At 69.1% G+C, this 15,888-nt stretch carries 16 protein-coding genes; 5 read left to right on the top strand and 11 right to left on the bottom strand.

What is annotated here, in order from left to right:
* Positions 1–106 precede the first annotated feature (106 nt).
* From LZK98_RS05855 to ubiA, 3 genes are all read right to left on the bottom strand, one after another.
* Positions 107–883 carry a 3'(2'),5'-bisphosphate nucleotidase CysQ gene (locus tag LZK98_RS05855; protein WP_233785466.1) on the bottom strand — a complete coding sequence of 259 codons (777 nt, stop codon included), beginning with the start codon at positions 881–883 and terminating at the stop codon, positions 107–109.
* The gene (locus LZK98_RS05850; RefSeq protein ID WP_233785465.1) at positions 876–2,222 is read right to left on the bottom strand and encodes a TldD/PmbA family protein; all 1,347 of its coding nucleotides are present in this window, start codon (positions 2,220–2,222) and stop codon (positions 876–878) included. Before LZK98_RS05850 ends, LZK98_RS05855 begins: the two co-directional genes overlap by 8 nt.
* Positions 2,223–2,523: 301 nt before the next feature.
* Positions 2,524–3,432 (bottom strand): 4-hydroxybenzoate octaprenyltransferase, encoded by a 909-nt coding sequence (ubiA, locus tag LZK98_RS05845; protein WP_233785464.1) that lies wholly within the window; start codon positions 3,430–3,432, stop codon positions 2,524–2,526.
* 86 nt (positions 3,433–3,518) lie between these two features.
* On the opposite strand from ubiA, the gene LZK98_RS05840 reads away from it, so the two are divergent.
* Positions 3,519–4,274: a 16S rRNA (uracil(1498)-N(3))-methyltransferase gene (locus tag LZK98_RS05840; protein WP_233785463.1), complete on the top strand. Its 756-nt coding sequence runs from the start codon at positions 3,519–3,521 to the stop codon at positions 4,272–4,274.
* Between the two features lie 16 nt (positions 4,275–4,290).
* Here the strand turns inward: LZK98_RS05840 and LZK98_RS05835 are convergent, their stop codons facing one another.
* Entirely contained in the window at positions 4,291–4,656 is a 366-nt protein-coding gene (locus LZK98_RS05835; RefSeq protein WP_233785462.1) for a hypothetical protein, read from the bottom strand.
* 111 nt (positions 4,657–4,767) lie between these two features.
* On the opposite strand from LZK98_RS05835, the gene LZK98_RS05830 reads away from it, so the two are divergent.
* Positions 4,768–6,141, top strand: a complete 1,374-nt coding sequence (locus tag LZK98_RS05830; protein ID WP_233785461.1) for a glutamate--cysteine ligase — start codon at positions 4,768–4,770, stop codon at positions 6,139–6,141.
* A gap of 90 nt (positions 6,142–6,231) precedes the next feature.
* Here the strand turns inward: LZK98_RS05830 and LZK98_RS05825 are convergent, their stop codons facing one another.
* On the bottom strand, positions 6,232–7,560 hold the full coding sequence (locus tag LZK98_RS05825; protein ID WP_233785460.1) for a methyltransferase family protein: 1,329 nt from the start codon (positions 7,558–7,560) through the stop codon (positions 6,232–6,234).
* Between the two features lie 267 nt (positions 7,561–7,827).
* Here LZK98_RS05825 and LZK98_RS05820 point away from each other — a divergent pair, with 267 nt between their 5' ends.
* Positions 7,828–9,747, top strand: coding sequence for a M61 family metallopeptidase (locus LZK98_RS05820; protein ID WP_233785459.1), 1,920 nt, complete (start codon positions 7,828–7,830; stop codon positions 9,745–9,747).
* A 73-nt stretch (positions 9,748–9,820) separates the two neighbouring features.
* A complete protein-coding gene (ppa, locus tag LZK98_RS05815) occupies positions 9,821–10,360 on the top strand; it encodes an inorganic diphosphatase (protein WP_233785458.1) in 540 nt (179 codons plus the stop codon).
* A gap of 143 nt (positions 10,361–10,503) precedes the next feature.
* Here ppa and LZK98_RS05810 read toward each other — a convergent pair whose 3' ends face one another.
* The 4 genes from LZK98_RS05810 to LZK98_RS05795 are packed head-to-tail and all read right to left on the bottom strand — an operon-like array spanning position 10,504 to position 12,553.
* Positions 10,504–10,857, bottom strand: a complete 354-nt coding sequence (locus LZK98_RS05810; RefSeq protein WP_233785457.1) for a TfoX/Sxy family protein — start codon at positions 10,855–10,857, stop codon at positions 10,504–10,506.
* A gap of 18 nt (positions 10,858–10,875) precedes the next feature.
* Positions 10,876–11,193, bottom strand: coding sequence for a DMT family transporter (locus LZK98_RS05805; RefSeq protein ID WP_233785456.1), 318 nt, complete (start codon positions 11,191–11,193; stop codon positions 10,876–10,878).
* Positions 11,193–11,666, bottom strand: a complete 474-nt coding sequence (locus tag LZK98_RS05800) for a GNAT family N-acetyltransferase (protein WP_233785455.1) — start codon at positions 11,664–11,666, stop codon at positions 11,193–11,195. The genes LZK98_RS05805 and LZK98_RS05800 overlap by 1 nt, the downstream gene beginning before the upstream one ends.
* On the bottom strand, positions 11,663–12,553 hold the full coding sequence (locus LZK98_RS05795; protein WP_233785454.1) for a DMT family transporter: 891 nt from the start codon (positions 12,551–12,553) through the stop codon (positions 11,663–11,665). Before LZK98_RS05795 ends, LZK98_RS05800 begins: the two co-directional genes overlap by 4 nt.
* A gap of 55 nt (positions 12,554–12,608) precedes the next feature.
* Here LZK98_RS05795 and LZK98_RS05790 point away from each other — a divergent pair, with 55 nt between their 5' ends.
* Positions 12,609–13,259, top strand: coding sequence for a DUF1345 domain-containing protein (locus tag LZK98_RS05790; RefSeq protein WP_233785453.1), 651 nt, complete (start codon positions 12,609–12,611; stop codon positions 13,257–13,259).
* Between the two features lie 117 nt (positions 13,260–13,376).
* Here the strand turns inward: LZK98_RS05790 and ispG are convergent, their stop codons facing one another.
* Positions 13,377–14,501, bottom strand: coding sequence for a flavodoxin-dependent (E)-4-hydroxy-3-methylbut-2-enyl-diphosphate synthase (ispG, locus tag LZK98_RS05785; RefSeq protein ID WP_233785452.1), 1,125 nt, complete (start codon positions 14,499–14,501; stop codon positions 13,377–13,379).
* 174 nt (positions 14,502–14,675) lie between these two features.
* Positions 14,676–15,794, bottom strand: a complete 1,119-nt coding sequence (locus LZK98_RS05780; protein ID WP_233785451.1) for a DUF3089 domain-containing protein — start codon at positions 15,792–15,794, stop codon at positions 14,676–14,678.
* Positions 15,795–15,888: the final 94 nt, after the last annotated feature.

The raw sequence follows: 15,888 nt of genomic DNA, 5'->3' as shown, positions 1-15,888 counted from the left end.
ATGGTGGATCGCCGTCCTCCCCCTCCGTCAGCCTGCGGCTGCCACCTCCCCCTGGCGGGGGAGGATTGACGGAGGCCATACTTCCATGGCGCAACGGCGACCGCCGCTAGCTCCCGACCGCCGCTTTCGCCCGTTCGGCAAGGCGGTCAACGGCGGCGGCGTGGATGCGGGGCGCGGTGGCGAGCACGCCGAAGGCTTGGCTCGACGGCGTGTTGAAGGCGAGCGGACGGCCGAGTGCGTCGGTGACGGTGGCCCCCGCTTCCCGGGCGATCAGCACCGCGGCGGCGATGTCCCATTCATGGCCCCAGCGGATCGTCGCGAGCAGGTCGGCCCGGCCGGCGGCGACCATGGCGATGCGCAGCGCGATCGAATTGGGCTTGTCGACCATCACCAAGTCGCGGTCGACCTTGGGCAGGCTGTCGGCGGGCACGCGGGCGCCGGCGAGCTCCGCGCGGTCGGCGGCACGGATCGCCGCGCCGTTGCGGCGTGCGCCCTGGCCGGCCTCGGCGCGCCACGTCTCGCTGCGGGCAGGGGCGTCGAGCGCGGCGATCACCGGCTGGCCGTCCTCGACCAGCGCCACCGACACCGCCCAGCCCGGGCGGCCGCGGATATAGTCGCGGGTGCCGTCGATCGGATCGACCACCCACACCCGCCGTGCCGCCAGCCGCTCGCGGTCGTCCGCGGTTTCCTCCGACAGCCAGGCCGCATCGGGCAGCAGTGCCTCCAGCCGGCGGCGGAGCAATGCGTCGACCTCCAGGTCGACCTCGCACACCGGGCTGCCCGGCGTCTTCTCCCAGCGGCGGAAGTCGGTCTTCCACCGCCGGAGCGCGAGCGCGCCCGCCTCGGCGGCGATCGCCGCGACCGCGTCGGCGAGCTCAGCCACCGGCGATCGTCATCCCGTCGATCCGCACCGTCGGCGCATTGGTGCCGTAGCGATATTCGAGGTCGTTGGCGGGCGTGAGGTTCAGGAACATGGCCTTGAGGTTGCCGGCGATCGTGAACTCCGCCACCGGGCGGGTGATCTCGCCCTGCTCGATCAGGAAACCGAAGGCGCCGCGGCTGTAGTCGCCGGTGACGCCGTTTACGCCCTGGCCGATCAGCTCGATGACGTAGACGCCGCGCTCGATCTCGCCGATCAGCGTCTCGGGCGGCAGCTTGCCCGGCAGCATCGCCAGGTTGCTGGTCGACACGCCCGGCGCGCCGGAGACGCCGCGCGCGGCATGGCCGGTCGGCTCGAGCCCGAGCTGGCGCGCCGAGGCCGAATCGAGCAGCCAGGTCTCGAGCATCCCGTCCTCGACGATGCGGGTCGGCGACACCGGCAGCCCCTCGCCGTCGAATGGCCGGGAGCGCAGGCCGCGCGGGCGGTGCGGGTCGTCCTCGATCACGACACCGGGCGCGAACACGCGCGTGCCGAGCGCGTCGAGCAGGAAGCTGGTGCGCCGGGCGATCGCGGCGCCGCCGATGGCTCCCACGAGATGGCCGACAAGACCATTGGCGACGCGGGGATCGAACACCACCGGCATCGCGCCGCTCTCGATCCGGCCGGGATCGAGCCGGGCGACCGCGCGCTCGCCGGCGCGGGTGCCGACCAGCTCGGGCGCCTCCAGCTGCGCGGCGTGGCGCGCCGAATGGCTCGCCCAGTCGCGCTGCATCGCCCCGCCCTCGCCCGCCAGCATCGAGGCGGAGAGGCTGTAGCCGCTGACCCGGTAGCCGCCGGCGAAGCCGTGACTGGTCGCGATCGCCACCGTCGAGCGCGATGCCGACGCACCGGCGCCGTCGCTCTGCGAGACGCCGGCGACGGCGCGGGCCGCCTCCTCCACCGCCAGCGCCTGCGCCTTGAGCGTGTCGGGCGCGGGATCGCCGCCGTCGTCGAGGTCGAGATCGGGCGGCGTGCCCTTCATCAGCCGGTCGGCGGGGGCGAGGCCGGCCCACGGATCCTCCGGCGCCAGCCGCGCCATCGCCACCGCACGCTCGACCAGCGCGGCGAGCGCGTCGTCCGACAGATCGGAGGTGGCGACGCTCGCCGACCGCTGGCCGACGAAGACGCGCAGGCCGAGCTCGGCATTCTCGGACCGGCTGACGTCCTCGAGCGCGCCCATGCGGACCTGGACCGAGCTGGCGACATCGCCGGCATAGACGGCATCGGCGGCGTCGGCGCCGGCGGCGCGGGCGCGCTCCACGGCCTGGGCGGCGCGATCGGCGGCTTGCTTGGGACTCAACATCGACGCGACTTAGGGTCCAGACCGATAAACGGCAACGGCCGTGACGGAGCGAATTTTGGTGCAGGGCTAGGAGTGAGGAGGGAGCGATGCTGGTAGCATCGTGACTGACGAAGGACGACGCCATGCGCTAAAATCCGCCCGCCCCTTCGGGGTCGCCCGGAGAGCTTCGCTGGCTACGTCGCTTGCTTGCGCGTAGCTTCAGCTACGCGTCTGCGCCGCGCTCCTTGCCAGCGAAGCTCTCCGGGCGATCACGGCCATTGCCGTTTATCGGTCTGGACCCTGGGGAGTGCGCCGCGGAAGGTCAAAGCGCCGTTCCGACCACGAGGCAGGCGGCGAACACCAGGAAGCCGATGTTGCGGTTCGACCGGAAGCGGGCGAGCGCGTTCGCGCCGTCGGCCGGCACCAATGTCGCGACCTGCCATGCGAAGTGCAGCGCCGCCGGCAGCAGCGCGAGCAGCGCCAGCGGATCGGGCCGCACCTGCCAGATCGCCGTGCCCCAGAGCAGCAGCGCGACCGCGTAGAAACCGGCGACGCCGGGCTTCACCGCCCGCCCCAGCCGCCGCGCGGAAGAGCGCACGCCGACCAGCGCGTCGTCCTCCATGTCCTGCAGGGCGTAGATGGTGTCGTAGCCGATCACCCAGGCGATGCTGCCGGCGTAGAGCAGCAGCCCTCCCGCCGAGAGCCGTCCCGCCACCTCGACCCAGCCGACCAGCGCGGCCCAGCTGAACACCAGGCCGAGCCACGCCTGCGGCCACCAGGTGATGCGCTTCATGAAGGGATAGGCGGCGACCAGCGCGAGGCTGGCGAGCGCGACCGCCGCCGCGGACAAGTGGAGCTGGAGCAGCACGACCAGGCCGATCAGACACAGGAGGCCGAGCCAGGCCCAGGCTGCCTTGAGCGAGACCGCGCCGCTCGCCAGCGGACGGACGGCGGTGCGCGCCACCTGGCGGTCGAGGTCGCGGTCGACGATGTCGTTGTAGACGCAGCCGGCGCCGCGCATCGCGATGCTGCCGAGGAGCAGCCACAGGATCAGGTCCCAGCGCGCCACCGCCCCGCCGGCCAGCGCCACCGCCCAGGCTCCCGGCCAGAACAGCAGCCACCAGCCGATCGGCCGGTCGAGCCGCGCCAGCAGCGCGAAGTTGCGCAAGGCGGGCGGCAGCGCGCCGACCAGGCCGCGGTGCTCCGTATCGGGGACGATCTCGGCGGTCATCGCCCGTCCTGCTGCCAAACCAAATCCCTTTAGGAAAGCCCTGATCGGGCTGGCGGCGGCACTGCGAGGCGCGCTAAGCCGCATCCATGCCCGCCACCCCCGCCTGGCCGCCGCAGTCCACGCCGCGACTGTTCGTCGAGACGCCGCTCTCCGAAGGCGCCGCCGTGCGCGTCGAGGGGGCGCAAGCGCATTACCTCCTGTCGGTGATGCGGCTGAAGGCCGGCGATCCGGTCAAGCTGTTCGACGGCGTCTCGGGCGAATGGCTGGCGGTGGCGGAGAGCCCCGGCAAGCGTGACCTGACGCTGACGGTGCGCGAGCGGCTGCGCGAGGCGGAGACGGTGCCGGACCTGTGGCTGTGCGCCGCGCCGCTCAAGAAGGGTCGGATCGACTGGGTCGCCGAGAAGGCGTGCGAGCTCGGCGTCGCCCGGCTGGTGCCGGTGGTGACGCGGCGGACAGTGGTGGACCGGCTCAACCTGGAGCGCCTGGGCGCGCACATGATCGAGGCGGCCGAACAATGCGGGCGCACCGCGGTGCCGGAGCTCGCCGAGCCGGTGAAGCTGCCCGCGCTGCTGCGCGACTGGCCGGCGGCGCGAGCGCTGTTCTTCGCCGACGAGACCGGCGGCGTGCCGGCGGTCGAGGCGATGCGGAGCCGGCCCGGTCCAGCGGCGATCCTGATCGGGCCCGAAGGCGGCTTCGATCCCGAGGAGCGCGAGGCGATCCGGGCGCTGCCGGATGCAGTGGGGATCGGGCTGGGCCCGCGCATCCTGCGCGCCGATACCGCGGCGGCGGCGGCGGTGAGCCTGTGGATGGCGGCGGCCGGCGATTGGGGCGCCGCCGCCTGAACCCGGCCGGTCTGCCTTAGCGCTTGCTGCCCGATCCCATGGTCCGCTGGGCATTGGTGATGTCGCGCAAGGCGCGCACGCGCATGTCGAGCTCGCGGCTCTCCGAATCGGAAAGGCCGTCGGCGCCATAGCGGCCGGCAAGCGTGTCGATCTGATCGGCCTCGCGGCGAAGATGGCGCGACTCCCTTTTCGTCAAGGCGCCGCTGTCGCGCCCGTGGCGGATGTCGCTGCGGATCCGGCTCGTCTCACGTTCGATCGATGGCTGGGTCGCCATCGAGATGCCGGGCAGTCGCGCCCCCGGCGGTGGCGGACCGTAGACCGATTGCGCCGATACCCCGGTCGACACCAGCAGCGCGCACAAGGCGATCGCTTCGAGCCGCATTGCCGTCCTCCCGTAACGTCCGCAGTCCAGCTTCACCCCATCTAGCTGAACCTGCGATGAGCGCTGCTGCGGCCTCTAGCGCATACCCTCGCCCCCGAGTAATGCCCGGCCATGACGACGAAGACCGTTTCGAGCAGCAACTCGCCCGTGATCGAGTGCAGGGATCAGCTGACGGCGTTCTTCGCGCGCGGCGAGAAGCCGAAGGCGCACTGGCGGATCGGGACGGAGCACGAGAAGTTCGTATTCCGCCTCAGCGACCATCGCGCGCCGAGCTATGACGAGCCGGGCGGCATCCGCGACCTGTTGAACGGGCTTACCGAGTTCGGCTGGCAGCCCGTGATCGAGGGCGACAACGTCATCGCGCTGACCGGTAGGGACGGCTCGATCAGCCTGGAGCCCGCCGGTCAGTTCGAGCTGTCCGGCGCGCCGCTCGACAACCTCCATGAAACCTGCGCCGAGACCGGGCGGCACCTGCGTCAGGTGAAGACGGTCGGCGACCGGCTCGGGCTCGGCTTCCTCGGACTCGGCATGTGGCCGGACAAGGCGCGTGCCGAGCTGCCGATCATGCCCAAGGGCCGCTACGCGATCATGCTCAGGCACATGCCGCGGGTCGGCAACCTCGGCCTCGACATGATGCTCAGGACCTGCACCATCCAGACCAACCTCGACTATGCGAGCGAGGCGGACATGGCGCAGAAGTTCCGTGTCGCGCTGGCGCTGCAGCCGCTCGGCACCGCGCTGTTCGCCAACTCGCCGTTCACCGAAGGCAAGCCCAACGGCTATCTCTCCTACCGCAGCCATATCTGGTCCGACACAGATCCGGCGAGGACGGGGATGCTGCCGTTCGTGTTCGAGGACGGCTTCGGCTACGAGCGCTATGCCGACTATGCGCTCGATGTGCCGATGTACTTCGTCTACCGCGAGGGCAAGTACATCGACGCGGCGGGGCTCAGCTTCCGCGATTTCCTCGAAGGCAAGCTCGAGGTGCTACCGGGCGAGCGGCCGACGATCGAGGATTGGTCGGATCATCTCTCGACCGCTTTCCCGGAGGTGCGGCTCAAGACCTTCCTCGAGATGCGTGGCGCCGACGGGGGCCCCTGGGACCGCATCTGCGCGCTGCCGGCGCTGTGGGTGGGGCTGCTGTACGACCAGGGCGCGCTCGACGCGGCGTGGGACCTCGTCAAGCATTGGTCGATGGAGGACCGGCACGCGCTGCGCAATGCCGTGCCGAAGCTCGCGCTGGACGCGCCGCTGCCGGGCGGCGGCAGGCTGCGCGACATCGCCGGCGAGGTGCTCGACATCGCCACGGCTGGTCTGTCGGCGCGGGCGCGGGTCGACGCGTCGGGGTCGAACGAGACCGGATTCCTCGATCCGCTGCGCGAGATCGTCCGTACCGGCAAGGTGCCGGCCGAGATGTTGCTGGAGCATTATCACGGCGCCTGGGGCGGCGACGTGCGCGGGGTGTACGGCGAGCTCAGCTACTGAAAATCCCTCTCCCATCGGGAGAGGGAGGGAGCCGCGTAGCGGCGGAAGGGTGAGGGTGACCGGGTGGTGACACGTCACCCTCCCACTCGGCTATGCCGAGCGGGCCCCTCCCTCTCCCGATGGGAGAGGGGTTTTGCTGCGGCCCGTGATCCAGGCGAAGAAGCGGGGCACCGGCGCGTTGCGCTCCATCCATTCGCTGTATTCGCGGTAGGCCGGATCCATACCGAGATGCGCTTCCTCGGTCTTGGCGCGCCAATAGTAGACGCCGGCCACGCCCAGCATCAGCGCGGTGTTGCGCACCGCGTCGACCCAGCTTCCGGTCGTTGCCAGCATCGGCATGGTCGAGATCAGCCAGAACAGATTCTTGCTGAGATAGGCCGGGTGGCGGCTGAAGGCATAGGGCCCGTGCGTCAGGATGCCGCGGTGGGTGAGATTGGAGAAGCGCAGACCGAACGCCACCGTCGCCCAGGCATAGATGGCGGTGAGGCCGACCAGCACGAAGGCGACGATCGCCATCAGCGTGGGATGACCGGAGAGCCAATGGACAAAGTCCGAGGTGCCGGGGTGATAGTCGAGCGGGCCGCCGTCGGCCATCAGCACGAACGGCGGATAGCAGATCAGCGCCGCGGTCCAGCCGGCGGCGAGCGGCGTGGCGCTGCGGATGTGCGAATCGAGCGCGCGGAAGGTGAGGATGTAGCCGACCGTCGCAAAGGCGACGTCGACCAGGAACATGAAGGTGATCAGCCATTGCGCCAGCGCCACGGGATCGCGCCAGAGGTTAGCGGTGTCGCCACGGATGAAGTCACCGAAACCGGCCGGTACGATCGCGAGCATGAAGGCGAGGAAGAAGCCCTTCACCGCCCAGGCACGCAGATGGGCGTAGATCGCCTCGCGCTCATAGGGTTCGTCGAGGTTGAGCAGCCAGGCGCCGAGCGTCCAGGCGCCGTCGCGCGGCTGCTTGAGGTAGCGGTCCGACCAGATCACCCAGGGGATCGCGCCAAGGAACAGCACCGGCGCCGCCATCGCCAAGCACCACATCGAGAAGACATAAGGGCCCTGCCAATAGAAGCGGGAGAGCGCATAGACGCAGGCGATGCCGCCCCAGGTGAGCCACAGGCCGGCGATCTTGGCGAGGCTGACGTCGATCGTCTCGCTGAGCGGCCGGGGATTGTCCCAGTCGATGCCGGTCGAGGGGTTGCGGTGGACCTTGTCGACGAAGATCGACCACAGCACCATGGGGGCGCCGGCAGCGACCACGTTGGTGAGCGCCGACAGCGGCCCAGGCATTTCGAAATACAGCGCAATCGCGGTCCAGGTCAGCAATCCCGCGAGACCCGCCAGGCCGACGCCGGTGCTGACCGCCGACTTGGGCCGCGGATCGGCCTTGGCGCGGGCGGCGAGCGTGGCGTCGTGGTACATGGCCGCCGCTCTAGCCGCGGAATGGTAAGCAAGCCGTGAACCTTTGAGTGGACGCCGCTTGCCCCGATACCATCGTCACCCCGGTCTTATGCCGGGGTCCACCGGGCGACTCATCCAGAGCTCGAACCTCCAGCTGCAATGCCTGCGGCGCAGTGGACCCCGGCACAAAGCCGGGGTGACAACCAGAGGAGGTGAGGCAGGTGATATTGCAACATGGCTAGCTTGCTCTAAGAAACGGCGCATCCCGTTTCATATGAAAGTTTCTCGATGCTCCGTCCGCTCGCGATTCTCCTCCTCGCCTCCGCCGCCCCGTCCGCTGTCGCCCAGGTCAGGAACTCGGCGCCGGTCGCCACCGCCCCGTTCACCGACACCATCCCCGAGGCGCGCGACGTCGACTATCCGGGCGGCGTCATCAGGCTGGAGGTCGACGCGACCGATACCGAGCAGGGAATCTACCGCGTCAAGGAGACGGTGCCGGTCGCCGAAGCCGGCCATTTCGTGCTGCTCATGCCGAAATGGCTGCCGGGCAATCACGCACCGCGCGGGCAGATCGAGAAGCTCGCGGGCCTCAAGGTCACCGCGGGCGGGAAGGTGATCCCGTGGAAGCGCGATCCGGTCGACGTCTACGCCTTCCACCTCGACGTGCCGGAGGGCGCGAAGCAGCTCGACGTCTCGTTCCAGTTCCTGTCCGCGACCGCGCCCAACCAGGGCCGCATCGTCGTCGCGCCGAACATGCTCAACATCCAGTGGGAGGCGGTGAGCCTCTATCCGGCGGGCTATTACACGCGGCGCATCCCCATCCAGGCGACGGTCAAGTATCCGGCGGGCTGGACCGCCTATTCCGGCCTGCCGTCGACGGCGAACGGGTCGACCTACAGCTATCAGCAGACGACCTATGACGTACTGCAGGATTCGCCCACGATCGCCGGGCGCTATGCCAAGTCGTGGCCGCTCAGCCCCCGCGTCCACCTCGACGTCGTCGCCGACAACCAGGCGGAGATCGACGCCGCCACGCCGGAGATGATCGCCCAGCACAAGGCGCTGGTCGATCAGGCGGTGAAGCTGTTCGGCGCGCAGCATTACGACAATTACCACTTCCTGCTGTCGATCAGCGACGAGATGGGCGGCAACGGCCTGGAGCATCACCGCAGCTCCGAGAACGGCGTCGACCTCGGCTATTTCAAGGAGTGGAAGGACAAGGCGCTCGACCGCAACCTGCTGCCACACGAGTTCACCCACAGCTGGGACGGCAAGTACCGCCGCGGCGCGGACCTGTGGACGCCCGACTTCCGCACCCCGATGCGCGACAGCCTGCTGTGGGTCTATGAGGGGCAGACGCAGTTCTGGGGTTATGTCCTGCAGGCGCGATCGGGGCTGGTCGGCAAGCAGGACACGCTCGACCAGCTCGCGATCATCGCCGCCAACTATGACAATATGCAGGGCCGCAAGTGGCGGCCGGTGATCGACACCACCAACGACCCGATCATCTCCGCGCGCCGGCCCAAGGGCTGGACCAACTGGCAGCGCAGCGAAGATTATTACAACGAGGGGCTGCTGATCTGGCTGGAGACCGACGCGCTGCTGCGCAAGCTGTCGGGCGGCAAGAAGTCGATGGACGATTTCGCCCGCGCCTTCTTCGGCATGAACGACGGCGACTGGGGCGAGCTGACCTACACGTTCGACGACGTCGCCAAGACGCTGAACGACATCCAGCCCTATGACTGGGCGGGCTTCCTCGACCAGCGCGTCAACAAGATCAACGAGCGCGCACCGCTCGCCGGCTTCACCGACAACGGCTATCGCCTGGTCTACACCGACCAGCCGACCGACATGTGGAAGGCAGCGGAGAAGGACCGCAAGCAGCTCAACCTCACCTTCTCGCTCGGCATGACCGTCGGCAAGGACGGGCAAATCACCGGTGTCGTGTGGGATTCGCCCGCCTTCAACGCCGGCTTCGACGTCGCCACCATCATCGTCGCGGTCGACGGCGACGCCTATACCGAGGACAAGCTCAAGGCCGCGATCACCGCCGCCAAGACCGGCAAGGCGCCGATCAAGCTGCTGGTCAAGAACGGCAGCCGCTATCGCACCGCCGAGATCGATTATCGCGACGGACTGCGCTATCCGCGCCTTGAAAAGACCGGCACGGGCACGAACGGGCTCGACCGGCTGCTGACCGCCCGTTAAGGCGCGCGCGAACCCGTCCGGTCTCCGGAGTAATCCGAGGGCCGGGCGGCCACTCGCGAACAAGGACCAGTCCATGCGTATCGACATGGTGCCGGTGGGCGACAACCCGCCGCACAGCCTCAACGTCATCATCGAAGTACCGTCGGGCGGCGAGCCGGTGAAATACGAGTTCGACAAGGCCTCGGGCGCCTTGTTCGTCGACCGTATCCTCCACACGCCGATGCGCTATCCGGCGAACTACGGCTTCGTGCCGCATACGCTGTCGCCGGACGGCGATCCGCTCGACGCGCTGGTGATCGCGCGCTCGCCGTTCATCCCCGGCTGCGTGGTGCGCGCGCGGCCGATCGCGGTGCTCAACCTCGAGGACGAGCATGGCGGCGACGAGAAGCTGGTGTGCGTGCCGGTCGACACCACCTTCCCCTATTATTCGGACGTCGGCGAGCGCGGCGACCTGCCCTCGATCGTGTTCCAGCAGATCGAGCACTTCTTCACCCACTACAAGGACCTCGAGGCCGAGAAGTGGGTCCGGGTCGGCCAGTGGGGCGACGCCGAACAGGCACGGCAGATCGTGGTCGAGGCGATCGAGCGGGCCAAGGCGGCGAAGGCGGCTTAGCAGCAGCTTAGCTCCTCCCCGGCACGGGGAGGGGGACCGCCGGCCGAAGGCCGGTGGTGGAGGGGCCCGCCAAGACGGATTCCGTAGCCGAGGGCCCCCTCCACCAGCCTGCGACTGGTCCCCCTCCCCGTGCCGGGGAGGATTTATTTGCTTCTCCGCTTCGGCTTCACCGCCGCGCGCTGCCCGGCCTCGATCGCCAGCCGCGCCCAGCGGCGAAGCTCGTCGGCGTCGTCATAGGTCTCGTCCGGCGCGCGGCGGTAGTTCATCGACTGGACCTTGCCGTCGTCGCGCTCGACCGTGAAGCGCGGCGCGCCGACCGCATCCCATTCGGCGTCGGTTTCGGCATCCGCCTTCAGCCACAGCGCATCGAACGCCAGGATCGCGAAGGCGATGCCGTCGCAATAGAGCGCTGCGCCGCCGAACAGCCGCTTGCGGGTGACGCGGCCGAGCGGCTCGACCGCTTCGGCGACCCAATCGGCGAGGCCCCAATCTATCATTTGGCGTCGAACGCCATGTCAGTGCGCAGTCAGCTTGAGCCCGCCGATGCACGCCACCAGCGCGACGATCAGCGCGATGCGGGCAAGGTGCGCGGGCTCGCCGAACCAGACGATGCCGACGATCACCGTGCCGAGCGCGCCGATCCCGCCCCATACCGCATAGGCCGTCCCCATCGGGATCGAACGCGAGGCGACCTCGAGCAGGCCCATCGACAGGCCCACCGAGACGAGGAAGCCGATCGTCCACGGCACGTTGCGGAAGCCGTCGACGTAGCGCAGGCAGGTGGTGAAGCCGACCTCGAAGAAGCCGCCGACAATCAGCCAGACCCAGGCCATCAGTCCCTCCCTGCCAGGGCGAGCAGCGCATCGCCCGAGACGCGGCGCACCGTCCATTCGTCCATGCTCTCCGCCCCGCAGGCGTCGTAGAAGCGGATCGCCGGCTCGTTCCAGTCGAGCACCGCCCATTCGAACCGGCCGCAGCCGCGCTCGACCGCAAGGGCGGCGATGTGCCGGAGCAGCGCCTTGCCGATCCCCAGCCCGCGCGCCTCGGGCGTGACGTAGAGATCCTCGAGATAGATGCCGCGCCGGCCGGTCCAGGTCGAGAAATTGTGGAAGAAGAGCGCGAAGCCGGCGGCGGCGCCGTCGACCTCCGCGATCACCGCCTCCGCAGCGGGACGATTGCCGAACAGCGCCTCGGCCAGCATCGCCTCGGTCGCGACCACGGCGTCGGGCTCGCGTTCGTATTCGGCGAGCTCGCGGACGAGGCGGAGGATGGTGGGGACGTCCGCGGGCACGGCGGGACGGATCATGCAGGGGTCTCCTCGATTTGGGGACGGCTGCGCGCGGCGATGACGCAGCCGGTGACGATCAGCGCGGCGCCGGCGACCGTCCATGGCGACAGCGTCTCGCCGAACACGGTCCAGCCGAACAGCGACGCCCAGATGAAGGCGGTATATTCGGTCGGCGCGAGATAGCTCGCCGGGCCATGGGCATAGGCCCAGGACAGGAGCAGCAGCGAGGCGGTGGCAAGCGCGGCGGCCAGCACCAGCATCGGCGCGTGATGCAGCGCCGGCACCGCAGCGAACCACGGCGCGGGCAGCGCGAGGCACACGGCGACGGTCACGTTCTGCCAGAAGGCGACCTCGACCGGCCCCGCGACCAGGCTTTGCGCGCGCATCAGGATGATGTTGAAGGCATAGCAGACCGCCGACCCCAACACCGCAATCGCGCCGAGGAACGCCTCATGGCCGAGCTCGGCGCGGGCCTGGCCGGCAAGGATCGCCAGGACGCCGGCGAAGGCGATGGCGCTGGCGACGACCGAGGCGCGGCCGATCCGCTCCTTGAGGATGACGGCGGCGAGGAAGAGCGCGATCAGCGGCGCGATGAAGGCAAGTGCGATCGCCTGCGCCATCGGCACGCGCGCGAGGCCCCAGAAGAACAGGATCGCCATCACCGCGCTGACCACGCCGCGGATCAGGTGGAGCCGCATCGCGGTGCGCTCGGGCATTGCGGGGCGGCCGATGAGATAAGGCACGGCGGCGATCACGATGGCGGCGAAGCTGCGCCAGAGCAGCGCGTTGTAGGCGCCGATGTCGAGGCTCAGCCCCTTCATCACCGCGTCCATGGCGGAGAAGACCGCAATGCCCAGCGCGCCGACGCCGAATGCGGTGGCTGGGGAAAGCGTGCGTGCGGCCATGGCTTCCCCCTCCCCTTCTGCTGGCACGGCGTGACGGCTGCGCTATACCAGCGCAATGGCGGGAGGCCAGCAGAGCATCGGCAACCGGATCGCGCCGCCGCGATTCCTCGCCTTTTGCGTGATCGCGGCGGTGGCGGTCCCGATCGCGATCACCCTTACCGATTGGGCGCAGGGCGTGATGATCGGGTTCGACGTCGCGGCGCTGGTGTTCCTGGCCGCGGTAGCGCCGCTGCTGCGGCAGACCGATGCCGAGGTGATGCGCGAGACCTCACGCCGCAACGACGCCAATCGCGCGATGATGCTGGCGGTGACCGCGGCGACGACGATCGCGGTGCTGGCGGCGGTGGCGGCCGAGCTGGGGACCACGGGAAAGCCGCCGCCGATCACGCTGGCGCTGGTGGTGGCGACGCTGCTGATCGCCTGGACCTTCGGCAACACGGTGTTCGCGCTGCACTATGCCCATCTTTTCTACCTTACCGCCGACGGCGGCAAGGACACCGGCGGGCTCGATTTCCCCGGCGCGGACGAGCCCGAATATTGGGACTTCGTCTATTTCGCCTTCACGCTCGGCATGACCTTCCAGACCAGCGACACCGCGATCACCTCGACACGGATGCGGCGGGTGGTGACGGGGCATTCGATGATCGCGTTCGTCTTCAACCTCGGCGTGCTGGCGTTCACGATCAACGTGCTGGGGGGGAGCTAAAGACCTTCCTGACGAGATGAGCTTGTGCTCCTGCGAAAGCAGGAGCCCCGGATCACGAGCTATGCACTTGCGGCCTGGGCTCCTGCTTTCGCAGGAGCACTGATTCCGCTTCGACGGCTATTCCGCGGCCACCGCCCGCGCGTCCTCCGCGGCCTCGATCTCCGCCGCCTTGGCCTCGACCAGCCTGACGATGTGGTCGACCATGTCGGCGTCGCTCACATGATGGTCGGTGACGCCCGACAGATAGACCATGTGCTTGCCGTTGCCGCCGCCGGTAATGCCGATGTCGGTCTCGCGCGCCTCGCCGGGGCCGTTGACGACGCAGCCGAGCACCGACAGCGACATCGGCGTGCGGATGTGCTGGAGCCGTTCCTCCAGCACCTGCACGGTGCGGATCACGTCGAAGCCCTGGCGCGCGCAGCTCGGGCACGAGACCACGCGCACGCCGCGGTTGCGGATGCCGAGGCTCTTGAGGATCTCGAAGCCGACGCGGACCTCCTCCTCCGGCTCGGCGGACAGCGAGACGCGGATGGTGTCGCCGATGCCGAACCACAGGAGCGATCCGATGCCGATCGCCGACTTGACCGTGCCGCCGACGAAGCCCCCCGCCTCGGTGATGCCGAGGTGGAGCGGGCAGTCGACCGCCTCCGCGAGCTGCTGATAGGCGGCGACGGCGAGGAACACGTCCGACGCCTTCACCGCGACCTTGTAGTCGTGGAAGTCGTGGTCCTGGAGCAGCTTGATATGGTCGAGCGCGCTCTCGACCAGCGCCTCGGGGCAGGGCTCGCCGTATTTCTCGAGCAGGTCCTTCTCGAGGCTGCCGGCGTTGACGCCGATGCGGATCGCGCAGCCGTTGGCCTTGGCGGCGCGGACCACCTCTTCCACACGCTCGGACGAGCCGATGTTGCCCGGATTGATCCTGAGGCATGCGGCGCCGGCGTCGGCGGCCTCGAGTGCGCGCTTGTAGTGGAAGTGGATATCGGCGACGATCGGCACGCGCGCGGCGCGGACGATCTGGCGGAGCGCCGCAGTCGAGTCGGTGTCGGGGCAGCTCACGCGGATGATGTCGACGCCCGCGTCCTCGCAGCGGCGGATCTGGTCGATCGTCGCGCGCGCGTCGGCGGTCGGCGTGTTGGTCATCGTCTGGACGGTGACCGGCGCATCGCCGCCGACGGGGACGTTGCCGACCATGATCTGGCGGCTCTTGCGGCGCGCGATGTCGCGCCAGGGACGGACTGACATTCGATTTCCTCGTGGAACGGCAGCCATATAGCGTCGATGAGGCCTCAGCGGAACCACAAGCGCCTTCGTCATTCCCGCGAAGGCGGGAATCCATTGTCGCCGAAGCCAGTGAATCTCACCGCCGCCAGCCAGAATAGATTCCCGCTTTCGCGGGAATGACGAAGGAGACGGGACTCAGTGTTTCCAGAAGGCGTTGACGCGGGTCTGCGCATTCTCGCGCAGGTTCATCCAGAACATCGCATAGTCGAGATTATGGTAGTTGCCGAACGGGATGACATAGTCGGTATAGGACTTGATCCCCGGCGGCGAGACGTAGACGGCGCCGTCACGGTAGCGCGCGGACACCAGGCCGACATCGAGCGAGCGCAGCGCCGGGCCGGGGCCGGGCAGCCACGATCCCTTGTTGAGCGACTTCGGCGCCACCGTGCCATCGGTGGTCCAGGTGAGCGGATTGATGCCGACGTAGGGGCGCTTCAGCTGCTCGGGCTTGTATTTCGACTGGATGCCGAGCGTGCGGCGCTGGGCCGAGCCGTCGCGCCCCTCGGCGAAGGTCGACCAGGTGACGACGCAGCCGGTGTCGAAGGCGCGGGTGCAGGCGCGCACGCTGCGCAGGTGGCTGAACCAGTCGGCTTCGATCCAGTGACCGAGGAGGTAGGCAGCGACCAGGCGATTGGCGACCGGCCTGCCGTCGATTTCGCGCTCGATCAGCAGCCGGGCGAGGCGTGAGCCCTGGCTGTGACCGGCGAGAATGAAGGGCCGGCCGCGGTTGTAGCGGTCAAGGAAGACGCGGAAGGCGCGCGCGACGTCCGAATAGGCGAGCTCGGTCGCCTTCACGCTGTTGTCCGACCATTTCATGTAGCCGCCCAGCGTCATCTGGCGGTAGCGCGGCGCGTAGATCGCGCAGCAGCCGTTGAATACGGTGGCCTGGCTGCGAATGGTGGTGGTCTCGATGCGGCGGTTGAGCTCGGGATCGCGGGTGTCGGCGTTCCATACGTCGCGGCTCATCAGCACGGTCGGGTAGATGAAGAAGACGTCGACCTCCGCCTGGGTCTGGTCGATGGCGCGGATGCCGGGCGGAGTCGCATCCGCCTCGTCGCGGGTGGTCGGCAGCGCCGCCCATTCGGAGGGCCGCGCATAATCGGGCGGCGGCGGGGGCTTCAGCTGCGCGAACGGCGCCGCGGGCGGCCGGTTGTTGCGCATGATCTTGAGCGCCTGGAGCAATTGCCCCGACGCCGGGCCCGTCACCGCGAGCGCCGCCGCGGCCAGTGCCAGGCGGATGGCGAAGCTGCGCATGTCCCCTCCTCCCTCAGATCACGGGCGATGCCGATTGTTGCCATAACATTTCGCTTACATGTCGACACTATGCTCGCGCGCGATGCGCCAGCCC

This window comes from Sphingomonas cannabina (genome assembly GCF_021391395.1).
In the GTDB taxonomy this organism is placed as follows: Bacteria; Pseudomonadota; Alphaproteobacteria; order Sphingomonadales; family Sphingomonadaceae; genus Sphingomonas; species Sphingomonas cannabina.
The sequence above is the reverse complement of the archived record's forward strand: the minus strand, read 5'-3'. Positions and strand labels throughout refer to the sequence as shown.